Source organism: Kocuria massiliensis (assembly GCF_900169715.1).
Lineage (GTDB): Bacteria > Actinomycetota > Actinomycetes > Actinomycetales > Micrococcaceae > Rothia > Rothia massiliensis.
Genome location: NZ_LT835161.1, coordinates 520,842 through 536,573, shown reverse-complemented (window position 1 = coordinate 536,573; position 15,732 = coordinate 520,842). Strand labels below are relative to the sequence as shown.

Below are 15,732 nucleotides of genomic sequence, written 5' to 3'. Positions count from 1 at the left end.
CGGCCATTTTTGAGCAACGGGTCACCGGCAGTGAAGCCATCGGCGCGTGGCAACGACTAACAAAGCACCACGGAACGCCTCCCCCCCCCCCGCCTCGGGCAGGTCTCCCCTTCCCCAGCGACCTCCGCGTATTTCCGACGCCGCGCACATGGCTCGATATTCCGAGCTGGCAGTGGCGACAAGCCGGCGTCGATGCGCATCGTCGCGACGCCGTGCGGGCCTTGCGTGCGGGCCTTGGCAGACGCTGCGCCGGCTCTCGCGCGGCTCGAGGCCACATCGCCCATTGGGGCCGTGGCACGGGCTCTGGCCAACCTTCCCGGAATCGGCCCCTGGACCGTCGCGGAGACCCTGCAAAGGTCACACGGGCTTCCCGACGCCATCAGCATCGGCGACTATCACCTCGCACACGCGGTCTGTTACTGCCTGGAAGGCCGCCGTGGCGACGACGCACGCATGCTTGAGCTGCTCGCGCCCTGGTCGGGCCATCGGCAACGGGTGGTGCGCCTCATTGGCGTTTCGGGAGTTAACGAACCCCGGCGAGGACCAAGGGTTGCCCCTCGGTCACTCGCCGGGTAGTGGTGTGACGCCCAGACGGCGTCACTTTAAGAAGTGTGAGCGTTAAGCCTGACCGGGATCGGTGGCGGATTCACCCTTTTCCGCGGCTTCCTTTTCGGCTTCAGCGATCTGCTTGCGGACGTCGTCCATATCCAAGCCCTTGACGGCCTCGATGACCTGCTCGAGCTGTCCGCCATTCAAAGCGCCAGGCTGAGCGAAAACCAAAGTCTGCTCGCGGAACGCCATGAGGGTCGGGATCGACGTGATGCCGGCCGCGGCGGCAAGTTGCTGCTGATCCTCGGTGTCCACCTTGCCGAAGACGACGTCGTCGTACTTTTCCGAGGCGGACTCAAACACCGGGGCAAACTGCTTGCACGGACCGCACCATTCGGCCCAGAAGTCGACCAGAACGATGTCGTTCTGACCAATGGTGTCGTTCAAGTTCTCTTGCGTAAGTTCAATAGTCGACATGGCCTCGAGACTACAGATCGCCCCTGGGGGCGCCCAAAGACTTTCACCAACAGCTCAGCGTCGCCATCGTCAAAGAACCGGCAGGTGAACGGGCCTTAAAAGCATGACGCCGCAAACTCCAGAGAGTTTGCGGCGTCATAGCGGCGGTGGCAGATGAGGGATTCGAACCCCCGTAGGCAGTGCCAGCTGATTTACAGTCAGCCCCCTTTGGCCGCTCGGGTAATCTGCCGAGCGTTCCGCGGGTCAGAGACCCTGACAGAACAACGCCCCCGGCAACGGGAGCGGATACAACAGTACCCAAAGATCTTCGAGATGCACAAACCGACGCCGCCTCCTGATGAGGTTTGTGACGAACCGCATAATTCCTGACGTAGGAACCTAGGCAGAGGCCCCCGCTTGTTGCTCGGCGAGGAGGCGCACCTCCAAGCGAGCCAGAAATTTGGTGAGCTGATCCTCCGTAATTTCACCGCGTTCCCGGGAGGCCTCCAGGTCTTCTCGAACCCCTTCGAAACGCTGCACCAGCGAGGGCTCGACGAGCCGCTCGCACGTTTCACTCCCTCCGACGGAGGAAGGCGCATACCTCGGAATCGCGGTGTGGACCGGGGCACGATAGAGGTAACCCAGCGAAGGGCGGTCCCCTACCGGAAATCGGCGCGGTGCGTTCGGTCGGCTACTTCGTGCTGGGGAAGTTTTCATGGTTCCTAGTCTTCAACCTCCAGCTGTGAAGAGGTGCAGAAATACGTGACGATTCCATAACGATTCGGCCGATTGTGTCCACATACCGACCCCATCCATCCGCTCCGCCGCGGAACTTGGGTCCAGCGTGCCTTAAGCTAGTGGGCAACATCAGTTCCATCTTTTCCCCTTCGACAGGAGCCCACATGGCCAGCGAATCCTCGTTCGACATCGTCAGCAAGGTCGATTCCCAGGAAGTTTCCAACGCTCTCAACCAGGCGGCCAAAGAAGTCTCTCAACGCTACGATTTCCGCGGCGTCGGCGCCTCCATCGAATTCTCCGGCGAGAAGATCATGATCAAGGCCAATTCCGAGGAGAGGGCCAAAGCCGTGCTGGATGTCTTCGAATCCAAGCTCGTCAAGCGTGGAATCTCCCTCAAATCTCTCGACGCCGGAGACCCGTACGCCTCGGGCAAGGAATATCGCATCGAGTCCTCCATCAAGGAAGGCATCGCGCAGGACCAGGCCAAGAAGATCTCCAAGATGATCCGCGACGAAGGCCCCAAGGGCGTCAAGGCCGTCATTCAAGGCGACGAACTTCGCGTGTCATCCAAGTCCCGCGACGACCTCCAAGCCGTCATGGCGATGCTCAAATCTTCCGACCTCGAGGTGGATCTTCAGTTTGTGAATTACCGCTAAACCTCGTCGAGACATAGAGCTCAACACCAAAGTCCCGCCCTCTCCTGACGGAGGGGCGGGACTTTTCGTGGACGAATCGGTATGGGCTTCGGAAGCCCGTTCGGGCCTCAGCGGCGGGGAGCGTTGCCCCCGTATCCCGCCATATTCTCCAAACGCGCGATGCGCTTTTCCATGGGTGGGTGGGTCGAGAAGAGGTTCTTTGCCTGCGCCGCACGGAAAGGATTCGCGATCATCATGTGGGCCGTGTTGACCGTCTTCTGATTCTCGGGATTCATGGGAGCTTGCTGGGTCCCCTGCTGCAACTTGCGCAGGGCCGAGGCGAGCGCCAGCGGGTCATCCGTGAGTTTCGCACCGTCTTCATCGGCGTCGTATTCGCGAGTTCTACTGACGGCGAGCTGGATGATGGTAGCTGCCAACGGCGCGAGCAATGCCATCAAGATGGCCGCAATCGGATTTCCGCCGCGTTCGTCGCGACCGCCAAAGGCGCCACCGAAGAACATCATGAATTGGGCAACCGACGTGATAACTCCCGCAATCGCGGCAGAAATGGACGACGTCAAGATGTCCCGGTTGTAGACGTGCATCAGTTCGTGCCCCAAGACACCCCGCAATTCCCGCTCATTCAAGAGCTGCAGAATGCCCTCCGTACAGCACACGGCCGCATGATTCGGGTTACGCCCCGTCGCAAAGGCGTTGGGCGACATTGTCGGTGCGATGAACAGCCGAGGCATGGGCTGGCCTGCCTTGGCCGAAAGCTCCTCGACGATGCGGTACATACCGGGAGCCTCTTCCCGACTCACGGCCCGGGCTTGCATTGAGGCGATCGCGATTTTGTCGCTGTTCCAGTAGCTCACCCCGGTGGCGATGAGGCCGCCAATAGCAAATACCCAAATAAAGATGCTGCTACGGCTGCCCGCCGACAGCACACCGCCGACGGCCAACAAAACGGCAAACATGCCACCCATGAGGAGGGCGGTCTTAATCCCGTTGAAGTGTGAGTGCATAAGCGGTGGATCTCCTTGCGTAGCCGCGGTTGCGGCGCACGTTTCTTGAGGACTGTCGGCCTGCCGACTAGACAAGATGCTTCAACTGTAAAGCACTGGCCATCACGAAACGATTGCGATTTCATCGGTGAAGGCTGTGTATGCCCTCGAAAATCCTTCTGACCTGGGTGAACACGGCTCACACGATATCCACAGGAACTTCTTATTGTGAACCACTCAGAATAACTATATAGTGGTGCACATGACATTGGTTCAGCCAGACACCTCTCAGGAGCTCATGGGCGAGTCCCTTGAGTCTCTGCATGCGCGGTGGTCGGGCGAGCTCCGGGCCCACGGGCGAAGGGTTACTCGGCAGCGTCTCGCAGTCCTCACCGCGGTGCATCAACATCAGCACTCACCCGCCGAGGACATCGTGACGTTCGTCCGCAAAGACCTCCCCAACATTACGGTTCAGTCCGTCTATGTGGTCCTGGCCGATCTCACGGAGATCGAGATGTTGCGCAAATTCCAGCCCCCGAACACGCCGGCGCTCTATGAGACCCGCACGACGGACAATCACCATCACGCACTCTGTATCGGATGCGGCCGGGTTGAAGACGTCGACTGCGCCTTGGGTGAGGCACCCTGCCTCACTCCGAGTGAATCTCACGGCATGACGATCATCGCCGCCGACGTCGTCTTCCGTGGGCTGTGCGCCGCCTGCCAACAGCAGGCCCATGCCGAGGACTCTGAGGAGTCCACCGAGCGGGCGAAAACCACCGCTCCACCCCAAGTGTCCGGACTCGCTCCCCATTGAGTCTGGCGTCAACACAGCACGAGCACACACAAAGTAGAAGGAGATCAACGATGACTGAGTTCGTTTCGAGCCAGAGCTCCACAGATCCCAAGAAGGCTTCGACCACAGAGTCGGGCGCGCGTCGGGAATCCGACGCTAACTCGCTCTCCGTCGGAACTGACGGTCCGCTCATGCTTCACGACGTCGCCCTGGTCGAGAAGCTGGCACGCTTCGACCGCGAGCGCGTCCCGGAGCGTAGCCCCCACGCCAAGGGTTCCGGAGCGTTCGGTGAGCTGGAAATCACCGAGGACGTCAGCAAGTACACCAAGGCCAAGTTCCTGCAAAAGGGTGTCAAGACCCCGATGCTGGCTCGTTTCTCCACCGTGGCCGGCGAGCTCGGCTCGCCCGATACCTGGCGTGACGTGCGTGGTTTCGCCCTGAAGTTCTACACCGAAGACGGCAACTTCGACATGGTGGGCAACAACACCCCCGTGTTCTTCGTCCGCGATCCCATGAAGTTCCCGGACTTCATCCACTCCCAGAAGCGCACCCCTGATTCCGGTCTGCGGAGCCCCAACATGCAGTGGGACTTCTGGAGCCTCTCCCCCGAGTCAGCTCACCAGGTCACCTACCTCATGGGCGATCGTGGCTTGCCCCGCAACTGGCGCCACATGAACGGTTACTCCTCCCACACCTACATGTGGGTCAACGAGTCCGGCGAGAAGTTCTGGATCAAGTACCACTTCTTGACGGAACAGGGCGTCGAGAACATGACCAACGAAGAGGCCGACCAGTTGGCCGGAACCGACGGCGACTACCACCGCCGGGATCTCTTCGACGCCATTGAGCGGGGAGATTACCCCTCATGGCGCATGGAAGTTCAGATCATGCCGTACGAGGATGCGAAGACTTACCGCTTCAATCCGTTCGACCTGACCAAGACGTGGTCTCAGAAGGACTACCCGCGCATCCCCGTGGGCCGGTTCACGCTCAACCACAATCCGACCAACCACTTCGCGGAAATCGAGCAGGCGGCCTTCAGCCCCTCGAATACCGTTCCCGGAACGGGCGTATCCCCGGACAAGATGTTGCTGGGCCGCGTGTTCTCGTACCCGGATGCTCAGCGCAACCGTATCGGCACGAACTTCAACCAGCTGCCGGTCAACTCCCCGATCACGTCCACGAACTCCTACGACAAGGAAGGCCAGATGCAGTTCCGTCACAGCGGAAATGCGCCGGTCTACTCGCCGAACTCGTACGGTCGTTCGTACCAGGACGAGCAGGGTCCGGTCGAAAACGGCTGGGAGACCGACGGCGAGCTCGTGCGCGCCGCCTACTCCTTGCACTCCGAGGACGACGACTTCGGTCAGGCACACACCTTGATCCGCGAGGTTTACGACGAAGGTGCCCGCGAGCGTCTCATCAAGACCGTCTCGGGCATGCTGGGCGCCTGCGAGGAGCCGGTGCTCTCGAACGCTATCCAGTACTGGAAGAACATCGACCAGGAAGTTGGCGAGCGCATCGAGAAGGCCGTCCAGGAGAATGCCGGAGACGACGTTCCCGGCGCCTAATCTCGGCACGCCGAACCCCGGCTGACGTCCCGATTCCCGGATCGATGTCAAGCCACGAAGGGCTCCCCACCGTTTTCGGTGGGGAGCCCTTCCTCGTTCTCGGGAGGTATTACTCGCGGCTCAGCTTCTCTTGGGCCTCGACGATCTGCAGGAGCTCTTCGACCTGGGCGATCGGAAGGCGTGCGCTCGGGCCTAAAGCGTTGATCATGACGTAGGCGGCACCGGCGTCGACCGCGAATCGCAATGCATCGACGGCCTTCACAGAACGAACTTCGAGCCGGGGGTCCAGCGCCGCAACTTCGGGGGCGGAGGTAAAGAGCAGGAAAGTATCCGGGTCACGACCGTCTTCTGGCTGCGCGTAAACCGGACGCATGTCTTGGTCGCCGTGGCGCATTCCCAGGAGGAGCACCGCCGCCGGCCCCATGAAGGACCCCACGAGCTGTTGCATGCTCCCATTGAGGAGTGCGTTTTTCGCGGCGTCGTTCCGCGGCGTTTGAATGGCCCATGCGGCCTGTGGACCCTCGATGCGGCACGAGAGGCCCGCGTTCGGTTCGACGATGATGTCGGTGAGGGAATCGTCGTTGACGAAGTTCTGCAAGACGGCGACCGCAGGTTCCCGGCTGAGGACGAGCTCGTCCGGGTTTCTGCCAGAATTCGCGATGACTTGACGCGCGGTCTCCTCGCTCAAGTACACGGCCAACGATCGTTGACCATCCTTGTTGAGGACGGCTTGAACACGGATTTGAGACTCCGGTCCGGCCTGTTCACCGTTCGGTCCCGGCACGAAGGTCGACCCCGAAATATCGAGCAGAACTTCGCCTCCCATGAGGGTGCGCACGACGTTGGCGATCGTCTGTTCGGTGGGCTTGCGCCCAAAATGCGATAGTGCCCGATAAACCTCCGGATTGACGATGTCGTTGTCGACCTCCGTCGTGCCGAACGATGTTTCCGGGGCTGACCGGGCGGCGTCTGCACCGGCGTCGGCGGCCGAAACCGCCGCCATGGAGCTGGTGGCGGCCGTCGGTTCCGTGTGCCCTTGGGTCTCGCTTCTAGCTTTCAACGCGCCTCGGATACCTTCGGTGCGCTCTCGCATCCAGGACGGCATGGTGAACCGCTGCCTCGGGAAGACCTCCCAATCCGCAACGAGGTCCTCACCGGTGAGCGGAGCTTCTTGGGCCCACAGTTCCGGCTCTTCGTCAAAGTTGAGGTCCGATCCGACCTGGTATGCCGGTTCGGGCCAGCCCTCGGCCTGAATGATGAGGCTTGCCGAAAGCCAAGCTCCGGAATCTCGCGTATAGGTGGAGCGACGCAATTCCTCGAGGACCGGGACCACGGAGGATTCTTGGGACACCACACCGGTCGCGCCGGTCAGTTCTCGCTCTCCTCGTATCTCGGTAATTCTCGCCAGGTAGGCGCCCGGCTGCTGAGGAGCGGGCTTGAAATCACCAATCAGTTGGTCCCAGCCGGGTTCCGTGGTGGTAGAGGACAAAAGCCAGTGGCCCAGGCGGTTGACCGCGCTGCCGCTGCGGCTCTGGCGCTCCGTCTCGGGCAATTCTTCCACGGGTGTTCTGTGGGGTGTGCTCGGCATAGGTGATCCTCCGCTGGTCGGTGGGCCTCATGGGCCATCGCTGTGGCATCGTGTTCGTTTCGAGCCTACACAGTGGACGCCGCGGTACCGGCGTTTACTTGCTAGCCTGGCATCATGACGAAAACTCTCCAGGATCTGATTGACGAAGCCCTTTTCATCTCCACCGAGTATCAGGCTCGCTTGGCCGAGCTGACCGGTGATTCCGATTGGTCCGTGGACTTCTCCGCCCCGTCTTTCACCCTGAAGTCTGACCCCTCCGTTTCGCTGAGCCCTTCGCTGTTGGGCACCGAATCGGAACAGCGTGGATCGTGGATCTGGTCCTGGCAGGAACTGGGACATTTCCCGGATGAGGTCGTGACGGCTGCCGTGCAGGCTCGTGAGGCCGGCGAGAGCCTCGGCGTGCAGGAACTCACAACGGATGAGCTCGTGCTCTCCGAGGGACTGGCCCGCCGTCTGACGTTGGCCGCCAAGGCTGCGACCGGCCTCTTTGCTCACTACCCGGCCACCGCCGGTGGCGGCGTCCGCGCCTGGCTCTTGGTGGACGGGCCTCAACTCGAACTTCCCGAGCCCACGGTCAACCGGATGGGCCGAGTGATGGCTCAGGCGTTGCAGACCGATACGGCCGTCCACCATCAGCGGGCCGTCGATTCGTACGCGCGCCTCCGCGGAGCCCACATTTCCTGGGACACTGAAGCCTGCGCCGTCATTACCGCGACCGACGGCGCCTTGCGCCTGTGGTTCGATGAGCACCGCATCTCGGGCATCGAACCGGCCGAACCCGTGGTGGACCAGCGTGAGCTCGCGCGAGCCGCCCAAGATGCGCAGAAGCACCGTGCGGCATTGCGTGAGGATGCCACCCGTGCTCTGGCCATCGCCCACCGTGAGGCCGAACAGCAGCGACGCGCCCGCGAAGAAGCCGAAGCACGGCGCGTCGCGGCGACCGAAGCCGCGCTGACGGAGCAGTCCGGTCAGCCGATTGAGCAGACCGAAGGCGTTGAACGGGCCCACGCCGACGGCGGCAACGCCCCGTTCGATCAGGAGCCACGCCACGACGCCGAGCCCGGCATCGTGTCGATGCATGTGGTGCCGGACGAGGCCGAAGAGTCGGGTCAGACCGAGATAACCCGCGAAGAGCACGTGCCCGCCGCGGATGTCCCGGCGCAGGCCCCCGCTGCCGACGCGACCGTTTCGGGACCGGACGAGGCCGTCACGGATCAGCACCCGATCGTCGAGGAGTACACGGCCCCGATCGAGTCCGAGGAGGAGACTCACGAGGATCGGCGTACAGCATTGGAGCGTCTCCGCGCGGAGCAGCAGGCCGAGGGAGAGCGTCCCGACACGTCCCGTCCCGGGCGCGACGAGCGTTCCACCGGGGCCACGGCCGCCGGCCAGCGCACCCCTCAGCGGGACGAAGCGCCTTACGCCGAGCCAGTGTCCGAGCAGGAAGAGGCCGCCGAACGCGAGGCCGCTCGTGCCGAGGACGGCTCCAAGAAGAAGGGCTTCTTCAGCCGCTTCTTCGGGCTGTAACTCCGACTCGGCGGCCGCCGGGGGCCGCCGGGGGCCGCCCCAAAAAACTGCGGGCCACGATCCTCACGGTGAGGATCGTGGCCCGCAGTTTTTGTCGTGAACCTGGCATCGCCGGCGGCACGGCCCGGCGAAAGTTTTAAGACTCCCGGTGCACCACAGCTTGGGCAAAGGAGGCGAGCGCCGACTTCACGGTCGAATTCGGAAGGGGCGCCAGGGTTTCCACGGCATCGTCCGCCCAGCGGTAGGCAATATCCCAGGCCATGCGCGTGACGCGATGGGCCGACAAGGCTTCCACGGCTTCCGTCAGCGCCTGGTCTGAGCTGAGGTCTCGATCCATCAGCTCGACAACGCGACGGGCTTCCTCGTCGCCGTCGCGTGCAGATTGCCGAACCAAGATGCTGGGCAGCGTCGGTACGCCTTCCCGAAGATCGGTTCCTGGCGTTTTCCCGGAAGCCTGGTGCGTGGCGGTGATGTCGATGACGTCGTCGGCGAGCTGGAAGGCCACACCGACGAGCTCGCCGTAGCGGACCATCGTCTGAATCGTCGCCTCTTCGGCCCCGGCCAAATGCGAACCGTACTCGCAGGCGGCGGAAATCAGCGAGCCCGTTTTGCCTTCGATCACCTTGATGTAATGCGCGAGCTGATCTTCATCGGCCGCTGCACCCGCGGTTTCGTAGAGCTGCCCCAGGACGAGACGCTCGAAGGTCTTGGCCTGGGTCATCAAGGCCCGCGAACCCAGCTCCGAAACCATTAGGGATGCCCGGGAAAAAATCAGGTCGCCGGTGAGGATCGCGACGGAATTTCCCCAAATCGTGTGGGCCGCGTCGGTTCCGCGACGTTTAGTGGCGTCGTCCATGACGTCGTCGTGATACAGGGTGGCCAGATGGGTCAGCTCCGTGACGACGGCCGCATCGATCACCGAGGCATTAATGCCGCCGGAAATCTCCGCCGCCAAAAGCGTCAGCAACGGGCGGACCCGCTTGCCGCCAGCTTCCATGAGGTGGCGGGCCGCGACGTCGGCCAAGGCATCGGTGTACCGAAGGGCCTCGCTCAGACGGTCCTCGACGTCCGACAGGCCCTGAAGGATCCGGGGGCCGAGTTCAGGGTCCTCGGCGATGAGGTCAAATCCTTTGGGAAGGCGCAGTCCCTCGGCCTCGGCGGCAATCGCCGTCGGGCGGTACTGGGTCCGTTCATCGGGCTGTCCAGGCTGTGTATCGGTCACAGGTTAACACTAACCGTTTCTTCTCGGGGCCAAAGGCCGTGGTGGCTCGAGGTGTTATCGCGTGGGCGTCGCCGGGGTGAGGCGTTCGAGCACGTGAATCGCGCGGTCGGCGAGGGTGCGGGGTTCCTCTGGAGTCATGTCCGCCATCAGGCCTACCACGATCTTCATCAGTCGCGGCCAGGCCATGCCCAAGGAGACCGACGCACGCATCAAGACGGGGTGCCCGATCAACTCTGCGCACGCGCGCCCGAGCGTGAAATGGGACCCCCAGAGGTCTCGCACGATGTCGGGGTACTCATTGAGCTTCACTTCCCGTTGCAACGGGCCGTTCGCGGAGGCTGCCTGGTCGACGACGTCGGACGCGATTCGGGCGGAGCGCATCGCGTTGGCAATACCCTCACCGTTGAAGGGCGACACGAGCCCAGCGGCATCGCCCAACAGCATGAGGCCGGGGATGTAGTGCGGTGTCCGGTTGAAGGCCATGGGCAATGCGGCACCCAAGACTTTCCCGCTCCGGTGGTCGACGTCGAGGGTCCATTCCTCCGGCATGCCCGCCGTCCATTCCGCGAGGACCTGACGATAGTCCAGGGAACCAAACTGTTCGGAGGTATTGAGGATTCCCAAGCCAACATTCGCGGTGCCGTCGCCGACACCAAAAATCCAGCCATACCCCGGCAATAATTCGGGGCGTCCCGAGGGTCCCTGCCGACCGCCCTGGAGCTCGAGCCAGCCTTCCATCCATTCGAGGTCTCCCAGCGGGGAGTCGTAATACGCTCGGACGGCAACACCCATGGGGCGGTCGTCCCGTTTGCTCAGACCGGCCGTAACCGCCGCTCGCGACGAATTGCCATCGGCGGCGAGGACGAGTTCAGCATAAAACTCTCGCGTCTCGTCCGTTCGACGGCCGCGGTGGTCATTCAGTCGCGCCCGGACGCCGATGATGCGGTCCGGATCGGCCATGACGGCACGGGGCAGGTCGGTGATCGCGGAATCCACCTCGGAGGCCCGGATGACTTCCTGAACCGAGTGCCCTTCGAGTACGTCCGCGCCTTGGGCCCGTGCATGCTCGGCGAGTTCTTGATCGAAACCGAGACGAGTGCGCACGAGTCCATAGCCCGGGACATCACCCGCAGACTCGAAGGGTACGTCGAGGCTCGTCCCTGCGGCCCGAAGCCGAAGACCCTTCTGACGGTGGTACCCCTGATCCGTTCCGTGAGGCAGGCCCAAGAGGTTCATTTCGCGAACGGCCAGGGGCGTGAGGCCGTCCCCGCACACCTTTTCGCGGGGAAACCGCGTCTTCTCAAGAACGGTGACCTCGTGCCCTGAGCGGGCGAGCCAAGAGGCGGCCGTGGCCCCAGCGGGTCCGGCGCCGACGACGAGTATTCTCATGCGTCTAAGCCTTGAAGCCTCGGTGCAATGCCACGATCCCACCGGTGAGATTCCGGTACTTGACGTCCTGCCATCCGGCATCGGAGATCGCGGCAGCGAACGCTTCCTGTCCGGGCCAGGACTGAATGGTTTCCGCCAAGTAAGAGTATGACTCGGGGTTCGAGGAAAAGAGGCCCGCGGCCACCGGAAGGGCCTTGACCAGGTACTCCTGGTACACCCTGCGGAACAAGGGCCACGTGGGGTTAGAGAACTCGCAGACGACGATCCGCCCACCCGGCTTGGTCACGCGATGAAGCTCACGCAATGCTTGGGGATATTCGGCAACGTTTCGAATTCCGAAGGAGATGGTGACGGCGTCGAATTCCTCGTCGTCAAACGGGAGGTCCGTGACGTCCGCACGCACGAAGTGGATGCCAGGATGCCGACGACGCCCCTCCGCGAGCATCCCCTCGGAAAGGTCCGCGGCGACGACGTCGAGCCCGGCCTTCTGATACGGAACGGCCGAAGCCCCGGTTCCGGCGGCGACATCCAGGATGCGCTGCCCCTCGTGAGGCTCGACGGCCTCCACCGTCGCGCGACGCCAACCCTTGTCTTGTCCCAGGGACAACAAGGTGTTCATGAGGTCATACTTCGGCGCGACCCCGTCGAACATCGCGGAGACTTCCTCGGACTTCTTATCAAGATCAGCTCGGTTCACGATGTCCATTCTGTCAGACCCTCCCGCGGCCTCCCGTTTCCTGGGTGCCGGACGTGGGTTGACTTCCCCCGTTCACCCGAAATTCCGTCGACTCATGGCCATGAAGTGGTCAACCCCACACTTTCTGTCGTTGCACCGCCAAAGAATTTGCAATTACTGTAAATATATGAGCTTGATGCCACCACCCAGCGGGGATCGCCGCCATGCGCGCCGTGAGGCGACACGACAAGCAATCCTCGATGCGGCCGAGCACATCGTGGTGGAAGAAGGGCTCGAGGCCCTGAGGTCCAAAAATCTGGCCGAACGTGCCGGAACCTCGGAACGATCGGTGTTCAACCATTTCGCCAACCTCGACGACGTCGTGCTGGCACGCGTCACCTCGTATCTCACGCGTCTCCTCAACCAACCGGACATCCCGGCCGGAATCTCGCTAGCCGAGCTGCCGCACGCCATCGACCAAAAATTTCGGGAGAGCTTCAACCATCCCGAGGCAGACGAACTGTTCGCGGGTTTCTTGCGATTATCGATTTGCCTCAGCGCGGAAATGCTCGACCTGCTCGGGCAACACATCCTGTTGACCTTGGCCGACGTCTCGAGACAGCTCGTGGAGGACCTCATGGGCAAATACCCGTCCCTCGGCTCGGCGCAGGGTGTTGCGGTGCAAATGTACGTCCACAATTTGACGACCAGCATTGCCTTCGGCCTGCTCCACGGGTTGTACCGTCTGGGGTTTTTCGACCAAGAGGCCATGCCCGCCCCGGCTGACAGCTTCGCACTGCGCACTAATCTCCAGGACAACCCTCTTGAGGGCCGGTTGTCGCTGGATTCTTTGAAAGAAGACCTCTTCTGGGCCTTCGATCATGTTGCCCTCGGCAGACCTCGCATCTAGAACTGCCCACCCTATTAACGAGAGACATCATGGCAAAAATTCTGTACCGCATCGGCGGCTTTGCCGCCCGCAAGGCCTGGGTGATCATCAGCATCTGGATCGTGATCCTGCTGGCCTTGGGCGGCGCCTTCGCCGCTTTCAAGGGCGACCTCAGCTCCAACGTCACCATCCCTGGAACAAAGTCTCAGCAGCTTCAGGACCAACTCAGCGATAAATTCGACCTCAACGCCAATGCTGGAACCGGCCAGGCTGTCGTCAAGAACCCTGATGGTAAAGCCATCACGGCAGATCAGCAGAAGGCTCTGGCCTCTGCACTGCAAAAGGTTGGCAAGGAAGACGGCGTCGACTCGACCACCGACCCCTTTGCCCAGCAAAAGCAGCTTGACGACGGCAAGAATCAATTGAATCAAGCCAAGCCTCAGATCGACGCCGGTCAGAAGCAATTGGATGACGCCCAGAAGCAGATCGACGACGCCCGATCGAAGCTTCCCCCGAATGCTCCCGCACAAGCGACTCAGGAGATCGACGCCAAGCAGGGGGAACTCGACAAAAAGAAGGACGAGTTCAACACCAAGAAGACCGAATACGAGCAGAACAAGTCCAAGATGGACATGTCCAGCGGCTACTCCTCCATCTCGGATGACGGCTCCACGGCTATCGCCCAAATTAGTTTCAAAAACGACATCAATTCGGTCTCTCCCGACACCTTGTCGAAGGTCCGCTCGGACTTGTCCGACGCCGACCTCAAGGGCCTCGACATCCAGTTCGATCAGAACCTTGAAGGTCAGCCAATGCCCGGTGGCGTCGGCGAGGCCGCCGGAATCGTCGTCGCCTTCGTGATCCTGATGATCATGATGGGCACGTTCATCGCGGCGGGCCTTCCGATCCTCATGGCCCTTGTCGGCGTCGGATCGGCGATGTTGGCCACCTACGCACTGTCCGGCGTCGTCGAGATGAACTCGGCAACCCCAACCTTGGGCATGATGCTCGGCTTGGCCGTCGGCATCGACTACTCGCTATTTATCATCAATCGGCACCGCAATAATCTCGTGCGGGGCATGGACATGAAGACCTCGATCGCTTTGGCCACGGGCACGAGCGGCAACGCCGTCGTATTCGCCGGAGCCACCGTGATCATTGCGTTGTTGGCGCTCAATATCGCCGGGATTCCCTTCTTGGCCGTCATGGGTAACGTCGCCGCGATGGCAGTGTTCCTCGCTGTACTCGTGGCGGTCACCATGACACCGGCCATGCTGGGCCTTGTCGGCCGACGCATCATGACCAAGAAGCGATGGAAAACCATCCAGCGTCGGGCCGAGCTTCGCGAAAAGGCCGAGCAGGAAGACCTCGTGAACAGCGGGGAGTTGCAGGACCGAGCTCACCGGGCCAACCTCGAGCACGAGTCCACTCCTCACGGGTGGCTGAAGTTCGTCACCAAGCACCCGGTCATCACCACGATCGCTTCCGTGGCGATCCTGGCGATCGTGGCTCTCCCCATGACTCAGATGCGCCTCGGACTGCCCGATGCCACGAGCTCGAGCCCCGATTCGGGAGCGTATAAGAGCTACAAGACCATCGAGCAGGCCTTCGGCGCCGGTCGCAACAGCACCATGGTGACGGCCGCGGACCTCCCCCAGGGAACTACCGCCGACCAAGCCAAGGCGCTCCAGATCGAGGTGGGTCAGGAACTCCAGAAGCAGGACGACGTCAAGACGGTGGTCCCGGCGGCGATCTCCAAGGACAACAGCATGCTGATGTACCAGATCGTGCCTGACGGCGGCCCCAACGATGAATCCACCACGCAGCTGGTTAATAACCTCCGTGACCTCAAGGTTCACACCCAGGAGGGCGACGTCAGCTTCGGCGTTGCGGGCCAGTCGGCCATGAATATCGACATTTCCGAGAACCTCTTCGAGGTCTTGCCGCTGTACTTGGCCGTGGTTATCGGGCTGTCCTTGCTGGTGCTGATTCTGGTGTTCCGTTCGATTCTGGTCCCGATCACGGCGACCGTGGGCTTCCTGTTCTCGCTGCTGGCCGCCTTCGGTGCCACGGTGGCGGTGTTCCAGTGGGGCTGGCTGGGTCAGCTCTTCGGTGTCAATGAGCCTGGACCCATCCTGAGCTTCCTGCCCATCCTCGCCGTCGGAATCCTCTTCGGCTTGGCCATGGACTATCAGGTGTTCTTGGTGTCCGCGATGCGCGAGGCCTACAGCGACGGTCGCGGAGGCAAGAAGTCCGTGATCATCGGGTACAACCACAGTTCGAAGGTGGTCGTTGCAGCCGCCCTGATCATGTCGGGTGTGTTCCTCGGCTTCGTGTTTAGCGGGCAGGCGATGATCGCCTCGATTGGATTCGGACTGACCGCGGGTGTCCTCTTCGATGCCTTCGTCGTGCGGCTCACCCTGATTCCGGCGGTCATGTACCTGCTGGGCGAGAAGTCCTGGTGGTTGCCGCGTTGGATCGACAAGATCCTCCCGAACGTCGACGTCGAGGGGTCCTCGCTCGAGCAAGAGTAAGCGCCTCAGCCGACGCCAGACGCAGCGCACCGATCGTGTATTCGACCGGTGCGCTGCGCGCGTTAAGGCTCCTCACGGGGGGTCACCGCGTCCGATCGTCACACTCCGCCCCCAGCGCGTCACAGAGGCGCCGTAAGGGAACTTCACGTGAACAATCA

General features: G+C 62.1%; 14 protein-coding genes and 1 tRNA gene. 7 read left to right on the top strand and 8 right to left on the bottom strand.

The window, feature by feature from the left end; all coding sequences use genetic code 11:
- The first annotated feature begins 234 nt into the window (after nucleotides 1-234).
- Entirely contained in the window at nucleotides 235-576 is a 342-nt protein-coding gene (locus B9Y51_RS11340) for a DNA glycosylase family protein (RefSeq protein ID WP_245826088.1), read from the top strand.
- A 42-nt stretch (nucleotides 577-618) separates the two neighbouring features.
- Here the strand turns inward: B9Y51_RS11340 and trxA are convergent, their stop codons facing one another.
- The 3 genes from trxA to B9Y51_RS06670 form a co-directional block, all read right to left on the bottom strand.
- Nucleotides 619-1,026, bottom strand: coding sequence for a thioredoxin (gene trxA, locus B9Y51_RS06680; RefSeq protein ID WP_048683024.1), 408 nt, complete (start codon nucleotides 1,024-1,026; stop codon nucleotides 619-621).
- A 147-nt stretch (nucleotides 1,027-1,173) separates the two neighbouring features.
- Nucleotides 1,174-1,255 (bottom strand) — tRNA-Tyr (locus B9Y51_RS06675).
- Between the two features lie 149 nt (nucleotides 1,256-1,404).
- The gene (locus tag B9Y51_RS06670; RefSeq protein ID WP_048683027.1) at nucleotides 1,405-1,722 is read right to left on the bottom strand and encodes a hypothetical protein; all 318 of its coding nucleotides are present in this window, start codon (nucleotides 1,720-1,722) and stop codon (nucleotides 1,405-1,407) included.
- Between the two features lie 185 nt (nucleotides 1,723-1,907).
- On the opposite strand from B9Y51_RS06670, the gene B9Y51_RS06665 reads away from it, so the two are divergent.
- Nucleotides 1,908-2,399, top strand: a complete 492-nt coding sequence (locus B9Y51_RS06665) for a YajQ family cyclic di-GMP-binding protein (protein WP_085529214.1) — start codon at nucleotides 1,908-1,910, stop codon at nucleotides 2,397-2,399.
- 107 nt (nucleotides 2,400-2,506) lie between these two features.
- Here the strand turns inward: B9Y51_RS06665 and htpX are convergent, their stop codons facing one another.
- Nucleotides 2,507-3,403 (bottom strand): zinc metalloprotease HtpX, encoded by an 897-nt coding sequence (gene htpX / locus B9Y51_RS06660; protein ID WP_048683031.1) that lies wholly within the window; start codon nucleotides 3,401-3,403, stop codon nucleotides 2,507-2,509.
- 241 nt (nucleotides 3,404-3,644) lie between these two features.
- Between htpX and B9Y51_RS06655 the strand changes: the two genes are divergently transcribed.
- Together B9Y51_RS06655 and B9Y51_RS06650 are read left to right on the top strand one after the other, a co-directional pair.
- Nucleotides 3,645-4,199 carry a Fur family transcriptional regulator gene (locus tag B9Y51_RS06655; RefSeq protein WP_425432062.1) on the top strand — a complete coding sequence of 185 codons (555 nt, stop codon included), beginning with the start codon at nucleotides 3,645-3,647 and terminating at the stop codon, nucleotides 4,197-4,199.
- A gap of 50 nt (nucleotides 4,200-4,249) precedes the next feature.
- Nucleotides 4,250-5,749 (top strand): catalase, encoded by a 1,500-nt coding sequence (locus B9Y51_RS06650; protein ID WP_048683034.1) that lies wholly within the window; start codon nucleotides 4,250-4,252, stop codon nucleotides 5,747-5,749.
- Between the two features lie 109 nt (nucleotides 5,750-5,858).
- On the opposite strand, the gene B9Y51_RS06645 is transcribed toward B9Y51_RS06650, so the two are convergent.
- Nucleotides 5,859-7,337, bottom strand: coding sequence for an SseB family protein (locus tag B9Y51_RS06645; RefSeq protein ID WP_085529213.1), 1,479 nt, complete (start codon nucleotides 7,335-7,337; stop codon nucleotides 5,859-5,861).
- 114 nt (nucleotides 7,338-7,451) lie between these two features.
- Between B9Y51_RS06645 and B9Y51_RS06640 the strand changes: the two genes are divergently transcribed.
- A complete protein-coding gene (locus B9Y51_RS06640; RefSeq protein WP_085529212.1) occupies nucleotides 7,452-8,864 on the top strand; it encodes a DUF6882 domain-containing protein in 1,413 nt (470 codons plus the stop codon).
- A 136-nt stretch (nucleotides 8,865-9,000) separates the two neighbouring features.
- Here the strand turns inward: B9Y51_RS06640 and B9Y51_RS06635 are convergent, their stop codons facing one another.
- The 3 genes from B9Y51_RS06635 to B9Y51_RS06625 all read right to left on the bottom strand — a co-directional run bounded on the left by B9Y51_RS06635 (nucleotide 9,001) and on the right by B9Y51_RS06625 (nucleotide 12,181).
- Nucleotides 9,001-10,029, bottom strand: a complete 1,029-nt coding sequence (locus B9Y51_RS06635; protein ID WP_245826169.1) for a polyprenyl synthetase family protein — start codon at nucleotides 10,027-10,029, stop codon at nucleotides 9,001-9,003.
- Between the two features lie 111 nt (nucleotides 10,030-10,140).
- Nucleotides 10,141-11,475 (bottom strand): NAD(P)/FAD-dependent oxidoreductase, encoded by a 1,335-nt coding sequence (locus B9Y51_RS06630; protein WP_085529211.1) that lies wholly within the window; start codon nucleotides 11,473-11,475, stop codon nucleotides 10,141-10,143.
- A gap of 4 nt (nucleotides 11,476-11,479) precedes the next feature.
- Complete coding sequence (locus B9Y51_RS06625; protein ID WP_173834742.1) at nucleotides 11,480-12,181, bottom strand: demethylmenaquinone methyltransferase; 702 nt, start codon at nucleotides 12,179-12,181, stop codon at nucleotides 11,480-11,482.
- Nucleotides 12,182-12,338: 157 nt separating this feature from the next.
- Here B9Y51_RS06625 and B9Y51_RS06620 point away from each other — a divergent pair, with 157 nt between their 5' ends.
- Both B9Y51_RS06620 and B9Y51_RS06615 read left to right on the top strand, forming a co-directional pair.
- Nucleotides 12,339-13,061 (top strand): TetR/AcrR family transcriptional regulator, encoded by a 723-nt coding sequence (locus tag B9Y51_RS06620; protein WP_158088265.1) that lies wholly within the window; start codon nucleotides 12,339-12,341, stop codon nucleotides 13,059-13,061.
- Nucleotides 13,062-13,090: 29 nt separating this feature from the next.
- Nucleotides 13,091-15,574 (top strand): MMPL family transporter, encoded by a 2,484-nt coding sequence (locus tag B9Y51_RS06615; RefSeq protein WP_085529209.1) that lies wholly within the window; start codon nucleotides 13,091-13,093, stop codon nucleotides 15,572-15,574.
- The last annotated feature ends 158 nt before the right edge of the window (nucleotides 15,575-15,732 follow it).